Origin of the sequence: Streptomyces bambusae, assembly GCF_019400985.1 — a bacterium.
Lineage (GTDB): Bacteria > Actinomycetota > Actinomycetes > Streptomycetales > Streptomycetaceae > Streptomyces > Streptomyces bambusae_A.
This window is the reverse complement of record NZ_WTFF01000149.1, coordinates 1-17,944: the sequence shown is the minus strand read 5'-3', so window position 1 is coordinate 17,944 and position 17,944 is coordinate 1. Positions and strand designations below refer to the sequence as shown.

The window sequence follows — 17,944 nt, the reverse complement described above, 5'->3', positions numbered from 1 at the left end:
CGTCGCGACCCAGGCGTGTGATACAGAGCCACACCCCCCACCGCACACCCCCCCCCCCCGGCGAGTTTCCCCCGCCCCGCCCCGAGCCCGTGCCGCCCCCGGCGGCCCGCCGCGCGGCGGGGTAGCTACGCTTGACGTCATGGACTACGTATCCGCGCTCGTGCCCCCGTTCGTGATGGCCGCGTTCTTCATCGCTCTCGTCGTGACGATCGTGAAGAGCCAGGGCGGCGCCAACAAGGGCAAGGAGGACGCGGCCGTCGACGCCGCGCTCGCCCGGGCCGAGGGCGGCCAGCAGGCCAAGGAGTAGCAGGTCGGGCGCACCCCCGTCGGGGGGTGCGCCCGATTTTGTTGTTGCGTCCCGACCCGATGGCCGGGAAATTCAGGACATCCCGCACTATCGTGCTGTTGTGCCTCGCCCCTTGGGAGAACTCGAAGACGCGGTCATGACGCGGGTGTGGCAGTGGAACCGCCCGGTCACCGTCCGCGAAGTGCTGGAAGACCTCCAGCAGGAACGGTCCATCGCATACACCACGGTCATGACCGTGTTGGACAATCTTCATCAGAAGGGCTGGGTCCGCCGGGAGGCCGAAGGACGCGCCTATCGGTATACCGCGGTCTCCACGCGCGCCGCCTACTCGGCCGCACTGATGAACGAAGCCTGGTCCACCAGTGACAACCCCGCGGCCGCTCTCGTCGCCTTCTTCGGGATGATGTCGCCGGAACAGCGCGAGTCGTTGCGGGACGCCGTACGGATCGTGCAGCACGACGAGGAGGAGCCCCCCTCCGAGCCTCCCGCCGAGCCCCCCGCCGAAGGGCACTCCGGCGGTGAGCCGCCCGCGGCGGGGCGATAGCGTCCGGGCATGGCAGACGATTCGCAGGCCCCGGCGTCCGGTGCAGATGCAAAAGCAGTGACGATCCGCCGTGCGCGCACCGGGGATGTCCCCGCACTGCGCCGGCTGCTGGACCAGTACGTGCAGCAGCGGATCCTGCTCGACAAAGCGCCGGTGACCCTTTACGAGGACATCCAGGAGTTCTGGGTCGCGGAACGGGACTCCGACGGGCGCGTGGTCGGCTGCGGGGCCCTTCACGTGATGTGGGAAGACCTCGCCGAGGTACGCACTCTCGCCGTCGACCGGGAGTTGCGGGGGGCCGGCGCGGGCCACAAGCTGCTCGGCCGGTTGTTGGAGACCGCGCGGGAGCTGGGCGTGCGGCGGGTATTCTGCCTGACCTTCGAAGTCGACTTCTTCGCCAGGCACGGCTTCGTCGAGATCGGGGAGACCCCGGTCGGGACCGATGTCTACACCGAGCTCCTGCGTTCCTATGACGAGGGCGTCGCCGAGTTCCTGGGTCTCGAACGAGTGAAGCCGAACACCTTGGGCAACAGCCGGATGCTTCTGCACCTGTGATCCGGCAGGCGCGGCTTTTCCCGGGCTCCGCCCCCCTGTGGCCTATGTCCGAATCGCGTACGTTTCCCGCCCTGTTCTGCCCCCGAACCTCTCCCGGGGGGTTTGTGTTTTTCCGGCAAAAGCGGTTTCCTTTCCGCGTACTGCATTTTCGATGAAAGGAAATCCGGTGGCACAGAAGGTTCAGGTCCTTCTTGTCGACGACCTCGACGGTGGCGAGGCGGACGAGACCGTGACGTTCGCGCTGGATGGCAAGACCTACGAGATCGACCTCACCACCGCCAACGCGGAAACGCTCCGCGGCCTGCTCGAGCCGTACACCAAGGGCGGACGCCGCACCGGTGGCCGGGCCGCCTCCGGCCGCGCCAAGGGCCGCGCCGCGTCGTCCGGCAACCCGGACACCGCCGAGATCCGCGCGTGGGCCAAGGCCCAGGGCATGAACGTCAACGACCGCGGCCGCGTCCCGGCCGAGATCCGCGAGGCCTACGAGAACGCCAAGGGCTGACCGGCGACGCCCTGGGGGGCCCTGCGCCCCAGCCGGGCGCGGTGGCACTCCGTCGCCGCCGCGCCGACCAGGCGCACCAGATCGGGCCCGGCGGCGGGCCCGCCGCCCCGTCCGCACGCGGACAGGGCGGGCAGGGCGGGCAGTCCCGCCCCGCATTCCGGACCGGGGGGCCGCAGCCACACGGCGGCCCCCCAAGGACTTTCCACGGGACCTCCCGCAGGACTCCCCGCAGGACCCCCCGCAGGACTTCTTCGCCAGGGGCCGCCGGACGCCGCGTGGCAGACTTGACCCGGAGGTACCGGCGCGGCGATCCGCCCGCCCTCACCCAGGGCGGCCAGATCCAGGGCGACCCCGCCCCATTCCAGCCAGTCGAGCAGGCCGTCCAGCTCCGCTGCGCTCCCCGCGGCCACCAGAAAGTGCATCCTGCGCCCCGAACGGGCCACCGGACCGGTGGCGACGGGCCGCCGCAGCAGCCGCAGCCCGGCGTCGGCCGGCACGTCCAGCACGTCGAAACGCGTCCCGGTCAGCAACTGGACCGGGGGACCGCCGGCCACCGGCCAGCCGAGCACCCGCTCGTACCAGCGGCCGTACTCGTCGTGATCGGGTCCGGTCCCGGATCCGGTCGCGGGTCCGGTCCCGGTCTCGGGAGCGACCCGGGGCAGCGGCACGGTGTGGGCCATGTCCGCACCAACTGCCGCCCGAGGGGTGTGGTTACGCACCGCGCCCGGCGCCTCCACGCAACGTGAAGACCTGAGATGCGCGGAATGAGGGATTCGAGGCGCAAGCTTGTTCGCCCTTAGCGGAGGCGGCCGGTGCACAGGGCATGGAGTGTCGGTCCCCAGGGGTAAGACATTCCTAGTGGATCGGGGCGACACGCGGTTTTGACCGGTCCCGTTCGCCATCGGCGTACACGTGTGACGGGTATCTGCCTGGCCTGCGGGAACATCGTCTCCCACTATCGAGTTGGAGCAGTTGTCGGCTGTTCAGGCCGGTTTTTCCTCACCGACGTGGGGTGAGCCGCGGCGGATGTCGGCAGTTGGAATGAGCTGTCCCGTCCCGCGGGACTAGCATGCGGAAGGACAGGGCGGGGACCGACCCCGAACTGCCCGACCGCTCTGAGGAGCGAATAACGATGTTCGAGAGGTTCACCGACCGCGCGCGGCGGGTTGTCGTCCTGGCTCAGGAAGAAGCCCGGATGCTCAACCACAACTACATCGGCACCGAGCACATCCTCCTGGGTCTGATCCACGAGGGTGAGGGTGTCGCCGCTAAGGCCCTGGAGAGCCTCGGGATTTCGCTCGAGGCTGTTCGCCAGCAGGTCGAGGAGATCATCGGCCAGGGCCAGCAGGCCCCGTCCGGCCACATCCCCTTCACCCCGCGGGCGAAGAAGGTCCTGGAGCTCTCGCTCCGCGAGGCCCTCCAGCTCGGCCACAACTACATCGGCACCGAGCACATCCTGCTCGGCCTGATCCGCGAGGGCGAGGGCGTCGCGGCCCAGGTCCTCGTGAAGCTGGGCGCCGATCTCAACCGTGTCCGGCAGCAGGTCATCCAGCTGCTCTCCGGCTACTCCGGAGGCGGCAAGGAAGCGGCCACGGCAGGCGGCCCGGCCGAGGGTTCCCCCTCGACCTCGCTCGTCCTGGACCAGTTCGGCCGCAACCTCACCCAGGCGGCCCGCGAATCCAAGCTCGACCCGGTCATCGGGCGCGAGAAGGAGATCGAGCGGGTCATGCAGGTGCTGTCCCGCCGTACCAAGAACAACCCGGTCCTCATCGGCGAGCCCGGCGTCGGCAAGACGGCGGTCGTCGAGGGCCTGGCCCAGGCCATCGTCAAGGGCGAGGTGCCCGAGACCCTCAAGGACAAGCACCTCTACACCCTGGACCTCGGCGCGCTCGTCGCCGGCTCCCGCTACCGCGGTGACTTCGAGGAGCGCCTGAAGAAGGTCCTCAAGGAGATCCGCACCCGCGGCGACATCATCCTGTTCATCGACGAGCTCCACACACTCGTCGGTGCGGGCGCCGCCGAGGGCGCCATCGACGCGGCCTCGATCCTGAAGCCGATGCTGGCCCGCGGTGAGCTCCAGACCATCGGTGCCACCACGCTCGACGAGTACCGCAAGCACCTGGAGAAGGACGCGGCCCTGGAGCGCCGCTTCCAGCCCATCCAGGTCGCCGAGCCGTCCCTGCCGCACACCATCGAGATCCTCAAGGGTCTGCGCGACCGGTACGAGGCCCACCACCGTGTCTCCATCACGGACGAGGCCCTCGTCCAGGCGGCCACCCTGGCCGACCGGTACATCTCGGACCGCTTCCTGCCGGACAAGGCGATCGACCTGATCGACGAGGCCGGCTCCCGGATGCGCATCCGCCGGATGACCGCGCCGCCGGACCTCCGCGAGTTCGACGAGAAGATCGCGGCCGTGCGCCGGGACAAGGAGTCGGCGATCGACTCCCAGGACTTCGAGAAGGCGGCCTCCCTCCGCGACAAGGAGAAGCAGCTCCTCGCCGCGAAGGCCAAGCGCGAGAAGGAGTGGAAGGCCGGCGACATGGACGTCGTCGCCGAGGTCGACGGCGAGCTGATCGCCGAGGTCCTCGCGACCGCGACCGGCATTCCCGTCTTCAAGCTGACCGAGGAGGAGTCCTCGCGCCTGCTGCGCATGGAGGACGAGCTCCACAAGCGCGTCATCGGCCAGAAGGACGCCATCAAGGCCCTTTCCCAGGCGATCCGCCGTACGCGGGCCGGCCTGAAGGACCCGAAGCGCCCCGGTGGCTCGTTCATCTTCGCCGGCCCGTCCGGTGTCGGTAAGACCGAGCTCTCCAAGACGCTCGCCGAATTCCTCTTCGGCGACGAGGACGCGCTGATCTCCCTCGACATGTCGGAGTTCAGCGAGAAGCACACGGTTTCCCGCCTCTTCGGTTCGCCCCCCGGCTACGTGGGCTACGAAGAGGGCGGCCAGCTCACCGAGAAGGTGCGCCGCAAGCCGTTCTCCGTCGTCCTCTTCGACGAGGTCGAGAAGGCCCACCCGGATATCTTCAATTCCCTTCTCCAGATCCTGGAGGACGGTCGCCTGACCGACTCCCAGGGCCGGGTCGTGGACTTCAAGAACACGGTCATCATCATGACGACCAACCTGGGTACGCGGGACATCTCGAAGGGCTTCAACCTGGGCTTCGCCGCCCAGGGCGACGTCAAGACCGGGTACGACCGGATGAAGGCGAAGGTCAACGAGGAGCTGAAGCAGCACTTCCGCCCCGAGTTCCTCAACCGTGTCGACGACACGGTCGTCTTCCACCAGCTCAGCCAGGAAGACATCATCCAGATCGTCGACCTGATGATCGCCAAGGTGGACGAGCGCCTCAAGGACCGCGACATGGGCATCGAGCTCAGCGGCGAGGCCAAGCTCCTGCTGGCCAAGCACGGCTACGACCCGATCATGGGTGCGCGTCCGCTGCGCCGCACGATCCAGCGCGAGATCGAGGACATGCTCTCCGAGAAGATCCTCTTCGGCGAGCTGCGCCCCGGCCACATCGTGGTCGTCGGCACGGAGGGTGAGGGCGACAACGCCAAGTTCACCTTCCGCGGCGAGGAGAAGTCCGCCCTGCCGGACGTGCCCCCGATCGAGGCGACCGGGCCGGGCCCGGACCTCAGCAAGGGCGCGTAAGGCGTACAGCGGCCCTGAGTGACACGGGGCGGCCCCGGGACCTGCACGGTCCCGGGGCCGCCCCGTTTCTGCGTCCGGGCGGGCAGCCGGGGAGGCTCAGATGTCGTAGACCTGGGGCATCATCTGCAGCTGGGCGTGGGGGAAGGCACGCGTGAGCTTCTCCTCGACCCGGGGGTCGATGTCCTCCTCCTCGTAGTGCACCAGGGCCTTGAGGGAGGGCAGGCGCACGTGGTCGGCGAGGTCGTCCAGCACCTCGACACTGACCGTCAGCTCCTCCAGCCGCTCCAGCCGGTTCAGTTCCGCCCAGTCCTGCGGACCCGAGGGGCGCCAGCGGTACCCGAGCGCGAGCCGGAGCAGCGACCGCTGCCGGCCGAGGCCGGCGAGCGGCGGCGCCGGCTCGATGTCCAGGTCCTCCAGCCGCGCGTCCGGATGCAGGTCGGCGAAGGACCAGTCGGCCACCTGGCCACCGATCCGGAGCGTGCGCAGGCGGGGCCAGCTCGCGACCACCCGGCCCAGTCGGACGGGCTGGCGGTGCAGACTCATGGACACCTGCTCGACCGGCAGGCCGGTCAGCCCCACCAGGGCGTCCAGATCCTCCACGTCCTCCAGACCCAGCCAGGTGTTCATCCGCAGGGTCCGCAGGGTGGTGCAGTCGCGCAGCTCGACCATGCCCACACGGGGAAGGGCGTGGAGGACCAGCTCTTCCACCGGGTACCTCCCCGCGAAGGCGGTCAGCCGCGACGAGCTGACCGGACCGCTGATCCACAGGATCGGCGGGGGTGCGAAGACCGGCAGGGCGGCGAGCTCGGCACCGGAGGTCAGCTTCAGCCGGTCCGGAGGCGGGTCGATCCTGCCCAGCACCTCATTGGCGAACCGTACGGTCTCGAACCGCGGCCACAGCTCGGTCAGGTGGTCCCGCACCCGCTCCAAGGGGTGGTCGCAGTACCGGGACAGGAAGTCGATCGCCGCGTCGGAGCCGGTGCCGCCTGCGGTGACCAGCGCCATGAGGGCCGTCTCCTCGTCAGGGGCCTGGGCCGGATCCGGCAGCAGGTCCAGCACCAGCGGTCCGGCGGCCTCGCCGAGCCGCCGCCCCGCCTCGTAGTCGGCCGGCGGCCACAGGTCCGCCATGGCCGCGGTCGCCTCCTCCCGCAGCTCCGGGTCGAGCTCCGCCGCGTACTCCAGGGAGGCCACGGCGAGCAGGGTGGAGCGCGGGGTGGGCTGGTCCAGCAGGGCCCGGATGATCTCGGCGCGCTCGCGTGGGCGGCCCTGGGCGACCGCCATCTTCACGACGTCCTCCCACTGGTCGTCGTCGGCGTGCAGGGCCAGCTCCCCGGTGCTGCCCTCGTCCAGGGCCATCCGGGCGCCCAGGAAGTCCTGGAAGGTGCGGTGCACGAACTCCACCGTGTCCTCGGTCGGCGCCCGCAGCAGGCCCGTGCGCTCCAGGAAGTGGGTGTGGACGGCCTCGGCGCCGCCCAGGACGCGCTGCGCCTCCGGCACGGCGGGCAGGGCGTTCGCGATCAGGCGCACGGCGTGGTCCCGGGCCATCTCGGTCCGGCCGTTGCGGATCAGCCAGTACGCGAGCCGCTGGAGCAGCTGGAGCTGGGGCTCGTCGCCGAGCTCCGGCAGGCGCAGCCGCCGCTCCTTGTCGCGGCGGTGCAGCAGCATCGACAGGGCGGCCGTGTACAGCTCCTTGCGGCCGGAGGGCAGGAAGCCGCGCCGTTCCCGGTGCAGGGCGCAGATCAGTCCGCACAGGAGGGGGTTGGTGGCCAGCCGGGCGAGCTCGGGCTTGGTGCGGACGGCCTGGCGCAGCTGGTCGCGCAGGACCGTCAGCTCGGGGTCCGCACCGGCTGCCGCGTGCCAGCGGTCGATGAACGTCGCCACGTGGTCCCGGCTCATGGGGGCGAGGGCCAGCTCCGCGAAGTGCTCCTCGCGCAGCCAGTCCGGCCGGACGGCCGAGGGCCGGGAGGTGACCAGCCAGGCGTTGTCGGGGTAGGCGGTGATCAGCTCGGCCAGCCAGGCGCGGGCACCGGCCCGCTCGGCCTCCGGGATCTCGTCGATCCCGTCGACCAGCAGCAGGGCCTGGCCGTCGCGCAGTACCCGGGCCTCCCAGCCGTCGGGCTCGCTGCCGGCGAGCGCGGAGCCGGCGGCCTCCAGGAAGCCGCCGGGGGCGGGCAGCCGCTCGCCGTGGCGCGTGAGGGTGCGCAGCGGCAGGACGAACGGGACCAGTCCCGCGGCCTCGCGGGCAGCCGTCACGGCCAGGTGCTGGATGAGGGTGGTCTTGCCGGAGCCGGCTTCGCCGCGCAGCAGGAAGCGCCCTCGGCGGTGCTCGCCCACCCCCAGCTCCAGCGCAAGGCCTGCCCACAGTTGGCGCCGCACGTTACGCCTGGGCCGTCCCATGTCCGGCCCACGGCCCTCCGGCGCACCCGCCAGTTCCAGGCTCACGTACGCCGTGTCCAGCGGCCACGTCGCCGTGCCCGGCTCCAGGTCCAGCCCGTAGATCGTGACGGTGCTGTGGCGCCGGGCGACGTACGCGCGGTACTCGTCCTCGAATGCCGCGTCGCGCCCGTCCTGCCGGGGCACCCGGCGCAGCACCTCGTCCACCTTGGCCTCCGAGCGGGCGCCCCGCCGGGACTGCTCGACGAGCGTGGCCGGGACGAAGGTGGAGCGCTGGGTGAAGAAGTGCAGGATCTGCTCGCAGGCCGTGTGCAGCAGCCGGGCGTGGAAGAGCTCGGCGTCCTCGGACAGGCCCAGGTACGGCGCCTTGGCGCGTAAGGCCGCGGCGAAGCCGGCCGGGCCCAGGGCGACCGCCTGGACGTCGGTCATGTCGAGGTCGCCCAGTGCGTGCAGGCTCGCCCCCAGGGCGGTGGCGACCCCGGCCTCCTCGCCCTGCGGCAACGGCCGCTCGCCGGGCGCGGCCAGGGCCCGGGCGACCAGCTTGGCGGCGAGTCTGTCGAGGTCGGAGCGGTCGAGGGCGCGTTTTTCGCGCCAGGAGACGTACGCGGACAGGCGGATCGGGTCGGCCACCGCCCCCGCCCCGTCGCCCTCCGTCCGGAACAGCTTCCTGATCAGCGGCGTCATCGCGCTCGACGCCAGCCGTACCCCCACCACCGATGCGTCCACGACGCGTGAGCGTAGCGATGGTTGCGGGACTTTGGTCCTGAAACAGTGACAAGCCGCACGGAACAAAACGGACCTACGAGGTGAATTCGTAGATCATCGGGGCATCCCGGCGGGGGTGTCGCCGCAGGAAGAGGGCGTCAACGGGGTACGCCACACTGCCGCTCGCTACGAGCTTGGGTAGTAATGGGGAGGTTTGGGGGTTCCGTGCCGAAAGGGTTACCAATGAGAGCCGCCACCGGCCCCGCCGCGATCGGCACCTGCCCCCAGCCCCGTCCCCGGAGGATTCCGTATGTCTGCGAAGAGCGTCCGTACCCGCCGTGTCCGCACCACCGTCGTCGCCACCGCTGTCGGTGCCGCGCTGGCGCTGGGAGCCACCGGGACCGCCTTCGCCGACGCGAACCCCACCACCGTGACCGGCACCGCCGACCTCGTCGCCGCCCAGGCCGCCGTCGCCGCCGAGAAGGCTGAGAAGGCCGAGAAGGCCGAGAAGAAGGCGGAGGCCGAGAAGAAGGCCGCGCAGGCGACCAAGGCCGCCTGGAAGGCGCCGCTCGCCTCGTACACGCTCTCCGCCACCTACGGCAAGGGCGGCAACCTGTGGGCGCGCAAGCACTCCGGCCAGGACTTCGCCGTCCCGGTCGGCACCCCGGTCAAGGCCGTGGCCGCCGGTACCGTCGTCAAGGCCGGCCCGAACGGCGGCGGCGACGGCCCCGCGTACGGCAACGCCATCGTGGTCAAGCACGCGAACAACACGTACTCCCAGTACGCCCACCTGTCGCGGATCCTGGTGAAGACCGGCCAGAAGGTCACCGCGGGCCAGCAGATCGCCCTGTCCGGCAACACCGGCAACTCGACCGGCCCGCACCTGCACTTCGAGATCCGCACCACCCCGAACTACGGCTCCGCCGTCAACCCGGTGGCCTTCCTGCGCAACGCCGGCGTCACTCTCTGACGGCAGGGGCCCCGGCAGGGCCCCGGCTCAGATCAGCCAGGCGTGGGTCGGCTTGCCCAGCTTGTCGAGCTTGCCGGAGTCGAGGATCGCCACCTGGTCCGGGGCCAGCGCCTTGTCCCAGAAGCGGATCCGGTCCAGCGAGCCGACCCAGGAACCGCTCCAGATCCCGTGGTGGCGCGCCCGGCCCAGCTGCAGCGGGCCCGGGCCGGCCCAGATCCCGGGCACCTGCGCCTGGCCGGCCGGCTTGTCGTTCACGTAGAGGGTGATCGTCTTGGTGCCGGCGTCGTACGTGCCGGTCAGCTGGGTCCACTTCTTCTCCGGGTCGGCGCCCGCGTCCGCGACCACCTGCTGGGCGGTGGCGGCCGCGCCCTTGTCCCCGGTCTGCACCCGGAACACCCAGGTCTTCTTGCCGTTCGCCGCCTCGAAGCCCAGCTCGTACGAGAACGAGGCGCCGTCGCCCTGGCTGATCGCCATCCGCGAGCCGTTGTCGACCACCGTGTAGACGCGGGTGGTGATCGTGAAGCTCTTGGTCACGTCGATGGCCGGCTCCGCGCCCTGCGCGTACGAGTCCGGGCCGCCCTTCAAGCGGAGCTCGTCGCGCGTCCCCATCTTGGCCAGCTCCACGCCCGACGCCATCGCCAGGTGCACCGGCGGGCCGGCGTTGCCGCGGTCGCGCAGCAGGTTCGGCTCGTTCGCCACCGTCGGCGAGGTGTCCTCGGACTCCGACGGTGCGGGGGAGGGCGAGCCCGAGGCGGTCACGTTCGGCTTGTCCTGCCCCTTCGGGTCGTCCGAGAGGACGTTGCCGAACAGCAGGAAGCCCCCCACCGCCGCGAGCACCACGGCCACCGCCGAACCGCTGATGACCATCATCTTGCGGCGCGAGCGGCGGGACTCGTTGTCGTCCGCCATCGCCTGCCAGTCCGGCTGCGGGGACGGGGTGAACCCGGCCGGTTCCGGCTGCGCGCCGAACGGGCCGAAGGCGCCGGGAGCCGGCTGCTGCTGGAACGGGCCCGGCTGCCCCGCCTGCGGGTAGCCGTAGCCGCCGCCGGGTGCCTGCCCCTGCGGGTAGCCGTAGCCGGCGTTCTGCTCGGGGGTGTGGGGGCGATCCGTGCCGTCAGTCATGCCACGGATGCTAAGACATCCCTCCCGCCGTGCGAACGGCCCCGGTACCCGCAAGCGCAATCCCGGCCCGGGCCGCAGGCAGGTTCCTACCTATGCCCGCCCCGAAAAGCCGCGCCGCTAAGGTAGTTGCACCACCGGGAAGCTCCCCGTGGCCGTCGGAGCGTGCTCCGGGAGCCACAGCACCGCCACCGCGCCCGCGGCCGCACCCTCGCGGTCGGTCCCGCCCGGGGCGGCCACGTTGCGGAACGTCAACCGGGCGCCCAGCACCCGGGCCTGGCCCTCGGCGATCGTCAGGCCCAGGCCGTGGCCCACGCCCGCGCGGTCCGTGGAGCCCGTACGGAAACGGCTGGGACCCTCGCGCAGCAGTGCCTCGGGGAAGCCCGGCCCGTGGTCGCGGACCCGCACGACCCGGCCCTCGACATCGACCTGGACTGGCGACTTGCCGTACCGGGCGGCGTTGGCGAGCAGGTTGCCCAGGATCCGCTCCAGCCGGCGCGGGTCGGTGCTGACGATCTCGTCGGCCACGACGCGTACGGAGGCCTCCGGCATCAGCGCGGCCACCCGCCGGGCCACGAACTCGCCCAGCGCCACGTCCTGGAGCTCGGCCCGCTCCGAGGCACTGTCCAGCCGGGCCACCTCCAGCACGTCCTCGACCAGCGCCCGCATCGCCTGCGCCCGGTCGCGCACCAGCTCGGTCGGACGGCCGGGCGGCAGCAGCTCGGCGGCGGTCAGCAGGCCGGTCACCGGCGTGCGCAGCTCGTGCGCGATGTCGGCGGTGACCCGGCGCTCGGCCTCCAGACGCTGCTGGAGGGCGTCGGCCATGGCGTCCACGGCCCGCGCGAGGTCGTCGGTCTCGTCCCGGACGACACCGCCCACGGCGTCGCGCACCCGTACGTCGCGGTCCCCGAGGGCGACCTTGCCGGCGGCAGCCGCGGCCTTGCGCAGCCGCCGCGAGATCTGCCCGCCGATGAGCACGCCGAGCGCGGACCCGCCGATGACCACGGCGAACGAGCCGATCGCCAGGGCCCGGTCGAGGTCGCGGATCATGTTGGCGCTCTCGCGGAACTGGCTGTGCAGCGACAGCACCTGCCCGTTCCCGAGCGGCACCGCCGCCCACACCTCGGGCAGCCCGCGCGGCTTCTCCTGGACGAAGGTGCCGCGCCGCCCGGAGCGCGCCTTGTCGCGCAGCTGCTGCGGCAGTTCGGGGTCGTTGAGCTTGGCCCCCATGGGCGGCTTGCGGCCGGCCTCGGCATTGCGGGAGATGTACTGGACCCGGTCCAGCTGGGTCTCGCGGGCGCTCTCCAGCATCGAGACGCGCGCGGCACTGTGGACCACCAGGCTCAGCGCGAGCGTGATGAGCGCGCCGACGGCGGCGATGGCAATGGTGATCTTCCAGCGGATCCCCGTACGAAGGGTGAACCGCTTCACCTGGTTCCTCCAAGGGCGTTCCGGTCGTCAGGCCGGGTTGGGGCTGGCTCCCGCGTGCGGGGGAGAGTCGGACTCCTGCGAGGCAAGGCAGGAAGAGATGGATCGCTGTCAGGGCGATTCGTCGCCTGTCGCAGGAGCTGGCTGCCCCGCTTCCAGGCGTAGCAGGATCTCGGAGTTGAGGGACCTGCGGGCGGACTTGGCCTCAGAGGCCAGCCACGCGTGAAGGTCTGAGGGGAGTCTGAGCGTGATGCGCACTTCGTCGTCCACGCCCCCCATCGTAGTGGTAGCGTAGTGTCATGACGACACCACAGAGAGTGGGGGATGCCGGGCATTCCCGGTACACCTACCGCCTGCGGGTGTCGTCCACCGCGCGGACGGCCCTGCTCTCCGAGTGGTTCCGGTGCCGGTGGATCTGGAACGAGTGTGTTGCCGCGTCCCGGAAGGCTTACCGAGACAAGGAAGACTGTGGTCCGGCGCGGCTCGACAACATGCTGACTCAGGCTCGGACCGTGAACTCCTGGCTCCGTGAAGGCAGCTCGGTTCCACAGCAGCAGATCATTCGGGACTTCGCCAAGTCCCGCGCCAAAGCCTTGAAGGACATCAAGGCCCGGCTGCCGATGCGGCAGCGAGCCGGAATGCCCAAGTTGAAGAAGAAGCGCCGTGCACATCCGACGCTGAACTACACCAGGCGCGGATTCCAGCTGAAGGGCGGACGCCTGCATCTCGCAGGCAGCATCGTGCTGACCGTGGTGTGGTCGAGGGATCTTCCTGCCAGTCCGACCTCGGTGCGCGTGTATCAGGACAGCCTCGGGCACTGGTACTGCTCGTTCGTCATCGCCGGCCAAGCCCAGCCGCTTCCCGAAACGGGTGCGGTGATCGGCATCGACTGGGGAGTGAAGGAGACCGCGACCACCACCAGCGACGACCACGACCTCCCCCACGCTGAGCACGGTAAGAAGGCCGCGACGAAGCTGGCCCGGTACCAGCGGATGATGGCCAGGCGAAAGCCGAAGCGCGGGCAGGCTGCGTCCAAGCGGTACCGGGAAGCGCGACGCCTGGCCGCGAAGGTGCACAAGAAGGTGGCGCGGCAGCGCCAGGACGCCGGCCGCAAGTGGGCAAAGCGTGTCGTGACCGACCATGACGCACTTGCTGTGGAGGACTTCCGTCCGAAGTTCCTCGCCAAGTCGACCATGGCCCGTAAGGCGGCCGACGCGGCGATCTCCGCGACGAAGAGCGCGCTGATCGAGATGGGCCGTAAGCATGCACGGAAGGTGCACCTGGTGCATCCCGCGCACACCACAATGGATTGTGGGCACTGCGGAGCGAGAACCAAGCACGCGCTGCCCCTCTCTGAACGTACCTACAGCTGCACCGCGTGTGGAGTCTCATCCTCGAGGGACAAGAACTCCGCCCGTGTGATGCTCGTCCGGGCTGGTCTCGTACCCGGCTGGCGCTGATCGTGCAAGACCTGCCGGACCGCCGGTCCGCAGGCATCGTGAGCCAGGAATCCCCACCTACGGGAGGGGAGGAGTCAAGGCTTGAGCTTGTATCCGAAGCCCCGGACCGTCTCGATGCGGTCCTGGCCGATCTTCGTGCGCAGCCGCTGGACGTGGACGTCCACGACCCGGGTGTCGCCGCCCCAGTCGTAGTCCCACACCCGCTCCAGCAGCCGGTCGCGCGAGAGGACCGTCCCGGGCGCGGAGGAGAACTCCAGCAGCAGCCGCATCTCGGTCGGGGTCAGCGCCACCGGGGCGCCGGACCGGCGGACCTCCATGCCCTCGGTGTCGACCTCCAGGTCGCCGAAGGAGAGCACCCCGCGCTCGCCGGAGCCGGCCTCGTCGGCGGCCGCGCCGTTGTTCGGGCCGCCCGCGTGGCCGAAGCGGCGCAGCACCGCGCGGATCCGGGCGACGAGCACGGAGCCGTCGAAGGGCTTGGTGACGTAGTCGTCGGCGCCGGCCTCCAGGCCCAGGACGACGTCGATGGAGTCGGCCCGCGCCGAGAGCATGATCACCGGCACGGTGGACTCGTCACGGATCCGGCGGCACAGGCTCACGCCGTCCATGCCCGGCACCATCACGTCCAGCAGCGCGATGTCGGGCCGGTTCGCCCGGAAGGACTCCAGCCCCGACAGCCCGTCGGGCATGGCGGTGACCACGAACCCGTCGCGCTCCAGCGCCAGGGTCGTGGCCTCTCGGATGACGTCGTCGTCCTCCACGAACAGGACGTGGGTCTCGGCCATGCGGAAAGCCTCGCCTCCAGCTCTTCTTCTCTAGCTCTTCGGTGTCACGGCCGGGGCGGGCTGGCTGCCGCCGTCGACCACGTTGCTGTACTCGGTGTGCACCCGGTCGTGCTCCAGGAACTTCTCCCCGTTCCAGCGATAGGTGATCACATCCTCGCCGGACGGGTAGGCGAGGGCGTCCGACTTCGCGTACACGGGCTTGCTGACCAGCAGGTCGCCGCGGTCGATCTCCGCGTAGACGGGGGGCTGCTCGTCCGAGAAGACATTCTCGTACGTGGCGCCGTCCGCCCGGTACACGTACGAGCCCAGCCCCACGGCGTCGGCGCACGACAGCACGTTGACGACGACGTCCACGACCGGGCTGCCGGTCACCTTCCCGTAGCTGACGTCGATCGGGTACTCCTTGCCCGTGCAGGGCTTCAGATCGCGCTTGACCGCCGGGCTGACCTTGGGGTCGGCCTTGATCAGGGCCACCGGGTCGATCTTCTTCAGCCCGGACGGGGACGGGCTGGGCGAGGCGTTCGCCGGGGGCGGTGCCGTCTTGGCGACCTGGTCGGTGCGGGCCGGGCCGCCGTCCTTCAGTCCGGTGCCGCCGTCGGAGCACCCGACCACGAACAGCACGGTGCCGACGAGGACGACCGTCCCCGCCGACATCAGAACGAAGGAATTGCTGCCGTTCAGGCCGCGCACCGCTCCCGCCCCTCGTACTGCAGGCTGTGGTCACCGCGTTCGAGCGCGCGCATGTCCAGGTCCCGGCTCTCCAGCTCCTGCCGGAGGCGGGCCAGTGCCCGGTGCAGAGTGCTCTTCACGGTTCCCGCCGACATCCCGAGCGCCGCGGCCGTCTCCTCGGTGCTCATCTGCTCCCAGTGTCGCAGCACCACGACGCTGCGCTGCTTGGGCGCGAGCACCTTCAGGATGTCCATCAGCAGGGCGCGGTCGGCGCGCTGCTCGGTGCCGTCCTCGACGCTGGCGTCGGGCAGCTGCTCGGTGGGCACCTCCTCCAGCTTGCGGGCGCGCCACCACTCGGTGCGGGTGTTGATCATGACGCGGCGCAGGTAGGCGTCGGCGAGGGACTTGTCCGCGATGCCCTCCCAGCGGCCGTACGTCCGCACCAGCGCGGTCTGCAGCAGGTCCTGCGCGTCGGTCGGGTCCGGGACCAGCCGCCGGGCGCTGCGCAGCAGGGCGTCCTGCCGGGTGCGTACGTACTCCTCGAACTCGAGTACCTCGCCGTGCGCCATGTCAGACCGCCCTCCGCGTCCGTCTCCTGCTGACGAAGGACGACGGTACGGAGCCGTTGTCACGAGGCTGTGCGGTCCAGACCTCGGTGGGCGCACGGACAGCCATAGGTTGTGTAACAGCGGCTGTGAGCTGGGGTTTCCCGACACAAACGGAATCTCCGGCTCAGCTTCCCGGGAGCCGGTACAGGCCCCCGGCGAGCGGTTCCACGAGCCCGTCGGAGACCAGCCCGTCCAGTGCCCGGGCCCGCTGCACCGGTTCGTTCCACACGGTGTCCAGCACCGCCTGCGGCACCGGCCCGACCGCCTCGCGCAGGACGGCCAGCAGCCGGCCGCGCACCTGCCGGTCGGTGCCCGCGTACGTCTGCCCGCGCCGCGCCGGTCCCTCGTGCGCCGGGCTGCCCGCCAGCCGCCACGCGCACAGACCCGCCACCGGGCAGTGCGCACAGTCCGGGTTCCTGGCCGTGCACACCAGCGCGCCGAGCTCCATCGAGGCCGCGGCCCAGCGGGCCGCGGTGTCCTCGTCCTCGGGCAGCAGGGCGCGGGCCAGGCGGCGTTCGGCGGCGGTGGTGGCGTTCGGCGGGTACTCCACCCCGGTCGCGGTCCGGGCGAAGACCCGCCGCACGTTGGTGTCGAGGACCGCGTGCCGCTGCCCGTACGCGAAGGAGGCCACGGCCGCGGCCGTGTACTCGCCGATGCCGGGCAGGGCGAGCAGCTGGGCGTGCTCGCGCGGTACGTCGCCGCCGTGGCGTTCGGTTATCGCCACGGCCGCGCCGTGCAGGCGCAGGGCCCGGCGCGGGTAGCCGAGCCGGCCCCAGGCACGGACGGCCTCGCCCGGGGCCTCGGCGGCCAGGTCGGCGGGCCGGGGCCAGCGGTCGAGCCACTGCTCGTACACCGGCAGGACCCGGCTGACCGGCGTCTGCTGGAGCATGAACTCGCTGACCATGACCCCCCAGGGGCCCGCCTCGGGCCGGCGCCAGGGCAGGTCGCGGGCGTTCTCCTCGAACCACGCGATGACGGGGGAGTGCAGGGCGCGGGCGCGCCGGGCGTCGGGCACGGCGGCCGCGGCGGATGCGGCCGCGGCGGAAGCGGCGGAAGCGGCCGACACGGAGCCGGAACGGGAACCGGGAGCGGCGGACGCGGAAGCGGCGGATGCGGCGGATGCGGAAGCGGAAGCTGCGGAAGCGGAAGCAGTCATGGCAGACGGCATCCTGGCACGGATCGCCCCTACCGTGCCGGGCGTGCCGGTCCCGGCCCGGCGAACCAGGCGGCGGCCCGGTTGCCGCTGCGGCGCATCGTCCGTATGACCCTGTTGACCGGACCGGTGAGGGCGAGGACCACCAGCGGGGCCACCGAGCCGCCCAGCAGCAGCCCGATCGCCACGTCGTGCGGGTAGTGCACCCCGACGAAGACCCGGGAGAAGGCCATCAGCAGCGCCATCGGCACGACGAACAGGGCGAGCCGCCGCGCGGCCATCACCAGCGAGAGGGCGGCCGCGCCCGCGATGGCCGAGTGGTTGCTGGGGAAGGACCAGTCGCCGTACTCCGGGCAGGCCACCAGCGAGGCCGCCGCACCCACGACGGCCCGGCAGGGCCGCTCCTCCTCCACGGCGGACTTCACGAGCTCCGAGACGACGTAGGCGAAGGCGGTGGCGAGCGGGGCGAGGACGGCCAGGGCCACCTGGCGGGGGGCGCGGTCGCGCGAGCGCCACCAGACGGCGACGTAGAGCACGCCGAAGAGCAACAGCCCCGCGGTCGTCCACAGTTCCATGGCCGACTGGGCCCAGCCGGGCGTGGAGTGGGCGAAGTCGGTGATGTCGCGGTAGAGATCGGAGCTGTCCATGGTCACCGAGAGTACAAAAAGCGGATGATCACCTTCTTCGCCCGCCTGGCCGAAATCCGCCGTACGACGTGCCGGCGCGAGATGATCATCGGCAGAACTCGCCGCGTACGGCGGCATGTAGGGCACGGATCGGCCTGCAAACTCTCGTAAAGTTCCCTGCGTGGGATCACTGCGCAATCCGGTCGGGCCGCTCCCCTCCTCCATCTACTGGCGACGGAGGGCGGTGCTGGCTTCCGTCGTCGCGCTGCTCGCGCTGCTCGCCGTATGGACCGTCAGTTCCGGCGGCGGCAAGGGCACGACGAACGGCAAGGGACAGAAGGGCCCCGACCCGGTCGCCTCGATCACCCCGGGCGCGCCCGGCAGCGGGCCGGCGATCACCCAGGCCCCGGGCGGGCGCGACGAGCCGGGCGGCGGCGCGGGCTCGGCGGGCTCCGGTTCCGCGG

General features: G+C 71.2%; 16 protein-coding genes and 2 pseudogenes. 8 read left to right on the top strand and 10 right to left on the bottom strand.

The annotated features are described in order from the left end of the window. Positions 1–139: 139 nt before the first annotated feature. From GPJ59_RS20655 to GPJ59_RS20640, 4 genes are all read left to right on the top strand, one after another. Positions 140–307 (top strand): hypothetical protein, encoded by a 168-nt coding sequence (locus GPJ59_RS20655; protein WP_219668706.1) that lies wholly within the window; start codon positions 140–142, stop codon positions 305–307. Between the two features lie 100 nt (positions 308–407). Beyond that, complete coding sequence (locus GPJ59_RS20650; protein ID WP_219668705.1) at positions 408–851, top strand: BlaI/MecI/CopY family transcriptional regulator; 444 nt, start codon at positions 408–410, stop codon at positions 849–851. Between the two features lie 9 nt (positions 852–860). Further along, the gene (locus GPJ59_RS20645; protein ID WP_219668704.1) at positions 861–1,406 is read left to right on the top strand and encodes an amino-acid N-acetyltransferase; all 546 of its coding nucleotides are present in this window, start codon (positions 861–863) and stop codon (positions 1,404–1,406) included. A gap of 166 nt (positions 1,407–1,572) precedes the next feature. Further along, positions 1,573–1,908: a histone-like nucleoid-structuring protein Lsr2 gene (locus GPJ59_RS20640; protein WP_219668703.1), complete on the top strand. Its 336-nt coding sequence runs from the start codon at positions 1,573–1,575 to the stop codon at positions 1,906–1,908. Here GPJ59_RS20640 and GPJ59_RS20635 read toward each other — a convergent pair. Continuing rightward, positions 1,887–2,588: an SCO3374 family protein gene (locus GPJ59_RS20635; protein WP_219668702.1), complete on the bottom strand. Its 702-nt coding sequence runs from the start codon at positions 2,586–2,588 to the stop codon at positions 1,887–1,889. The genes GPJ59_RS20640 and GPJ59_RS20635 overlap by 22 nt on opposite strands. Before the next feature lie 452 nt (positions 2,589–3,040). Between GPJ59_RS20635 and GPJ59_RS20630 the strand changes: the two genes are divergently transcribed. After that, positions 3,041–5,566, top strand: a complete 2,526-nt coding sequence (locus GPJ59_RS20630) for an ATP-dependent Clp protease ATP-binding subunit (protein WP_219668701.1) — start codon at positions 3,041–3,043, stop codon at positions 5,564–5,566. A 96-nt stretch (positions 5,567–5,662) separates the two neighbouring features. Here the strand turns inward: GPJ59_RS20630 and GPJ59_RS20625 are convergent, their stop codons facing one another. Then, positions 5,663–8,686, bottom strand: a complete 3,024-nt coding sequence (locus tag GPJ59_RS20625; protein WP_219668700.1) for an NACHT domain-containing protein — start codon at positions 8,684–8,686, stop codon at positions 5,663–5,665. A gap of 289 nt (positions 8,687–8,975) precedes the next feature. On the opposite strand from GPJ59_RS20625, the gene GPJ59_RS20620 reads away from it, so the two are divergent. Further along, entirely contained in the window at positions 8,976–9,635 is a 660-nt protein-coding gene (locus GPJ59_RS20620; RefSeq protein WP_219668699.1) for a M23 family metallopeptidase, read from the top strand. A 27-nt stretch (positions 9,636–9,662) separates the two neighbouring features. Here GPJ59_RS20620 and GPJ59_RS20615 read toward each other — a convergent pair whose 3' ends face one another. The 3 genes from GPJ59_RS20615 to GPJ59_RS20605 form a co-directional block, all read right to left on the bottom strand. After that, on the bottom strand, positions 9,663–10,757 hold the full coding sequence (locus tag GPJ59_RS20615) for a LamG-like jellyroll fold domain-containing protein (protein WP_219668698.1): 1,095 nt from the start codon (positions 10,755–10,757) through the stop codon (positions 9,663–9,665). Between the two features lie 117 nt (positions 10,758–10,874). Then, positions 10,875–12,185: a two-component system sensor histidine kinase CseC gene (cseC, locus tag GPJ59_RS20610; RefSeq protein WP_219668697.1), complete on the bottom strand. Its 1,311-nt coding sequence runs from the start codon at positions 12,183–12,185 to the stop codon at positions 10,875–10,877. 108 nt (positions 12,186–12,293) lie between these two features. Then, complete coding sequence (locus GPJ59_RS20605) at positions 12,294–12,461, bottom strand: Arc family DNA-binding protein (RefSeq protein WP_258024677.1); 168 nt, start codon at positions 12,459–12,461, stop codon at positions 12,294–12,296. Positions 12,462–12,481: 20 nt separating this feature from the next. Between GPJ59_RS20605 and GPJ59_RS20600 the strand changes: the two are divergent. Continuing rightward, positions 12,482–13,727, top strand: a pseudogene (locus GPJ59_RS20600) (RNA-guided endonuclease InsQ/TnpB family protein). On the opposite strand, the gene cseB reads toward GPJ59_RS20600, so the two are convergent. The 5 genes from cseB to GPJ59_RS20575 form a co-directional block, all read right to left on the bottom strand. After that, positions 13,717–14,424: a two-component system response regulator CseB gene (gene cseB / locus GPJ59_RS20595; RefSeq protein WP_219668694.1), complete on the bottom strand. Its 708-nt coding sequence runs from the start codon at positions 14,422–14,424 to the stop codon at positions 13,717–13,719. The pseudogene GPJ59_RS20600 and the gene cseB sit on opposite strands and share 11 nt — an antisense overlap. Positions 14,425–14,454: 30 nt before the next feature. Continuing rightward, a complete protein-coding gene (locus GPJ59_RS20590; protein WP_219668708.1) occupies positions 14,455–15,078 on the bottom strand; it encodes a hypothetical protein in 624 nt (207 codons plus the stop codon). Positions 15,079–15,101: 23 nt separating this feature from the next. Further along, entirely contained in the window at positions 15,102–15,662 is a 561-nt protein-coding gene (locus GPJ59_RS20585) for a SigE family RNA polymerase sigma factor (protein WP_219668693.1), read from the bottom strand. Positions 15,663–15,825: 163 nt separating this feature from the next. Continuing rightward, the gene (locus tag GPJ59_RS20580) at positions 15,826–16,716 is read right to left on the bottom strand and encodes an A/G-specific adenine glycosylase (protein WP_219668707.1); all 891 of its coding nucleotides are present in this window, start codon (positions 16,714–16,716) and stop codon (positions 15,826–15,828) included. Positions 16,717–16,886: 170 nt separating this feature from the next. Then, complete coding sequence (locus GPJ59_RS20575; protein ID WP_219668692.1) at positions 16,887–17,501, bottom strand: phosphatase PAP2 family protein; 615 nt, start codon at positions 17,499–17,501, stop codon at positions 16,887–16,889. 160 nt (positions 17,502–17,661) lie between these two features. Between GPJ59_RS20575 and GPJ59_RS20570 the strand changes: the two are divergent. Beyond that, positions 17,662–17,944 (top strand): annotated as a pseudogene (locus GPJ59_RS20570) (hypothetical protein); the annotation flags it as partial.

Excerpts from the sequence above, each read along its gene's own strand:
- GPJ59_RS20655 (WP_219668706.1), top strand. The coding sequence starts at position 140 with ATGGACTACGTATCCGCGCTCGTGCCCCCGTTCGTGATGGCCGCGTTC.
- GPJ59_RS20645 (WP_219668704.1), top strand. The coding sequence starts at position 861 with ATGGCAGACGATTCGCAGGCCCCGGCGTCCGGTGCAGATGCAAAAGCA.
- GPJ59_RS20635 (WP_219668702.1), bottom strand. The coding sequence starts at position 2,588 with ATGGCCCACACCGTGCCGCTGCCCCGGGTCGCTCCCGAGACCGGGACC.
- GPJ59_RS20630 (WP_219668701.1), top strand. The coding sequence starts at position 3,041 with ATGTTCGAGAGGTTCACCGACCGCGCGCGGCGGGTTGTCGTCCTGGCT.
- GPJ59_RS20620 (WP_219668699.1), top strand. The coding sequence starts at position 8,976 with ATGTCTGCGAAGAGCGTCCGTACCCGCCGTGTCCGCACCACCGTCGTC.
- GPJ59_RS20615 (WP_219668698.1), bottom strand. The coding sequence starts at position 10,757 with ATGACTGACGGCACGGATCGCCCCCACACCCCCGAGCAGAACGCCGGC.
- GPJ59_RS20605 (WP_258024677.1), bottom strand. The coding sequence starts at position 12,461 with ATGGGGGGCGTGGACGACGAAGTGCGCATCACGCTCAGACTCCCCTCA.
- cseB (WP_219668694.1), bottom strand. The coding sequence starts at position 14,424 with ATGGCCGAGACCCACGTCCTGTTCGTGGAGGACGACGACGTCATCCGA.
- GPJ59_RS20590 (WP_219668708.1), bottom strand. The coding sequence starts at position 15,078 with ATGTCGGCGGGGACGGTCGTCCTCGTCGGCACCGTGCTGTTCGTGGTC.
- GPJ59_RS20585 (WP_219668693.1), bottom strand. The coding sequence starts at position 15,662 with ATGGCGCACGGCGAGGTACTCGAGTTCGAGGAGTACGTACGCACCCGG.
- GPJ59_RS20575 (WP_219668692.1), bottom strand. The coding sequence starts at position 17,501 with ATGGACAGCTCCGATCTCTACCGCGACATCACCGACTTCGCCCACTCC.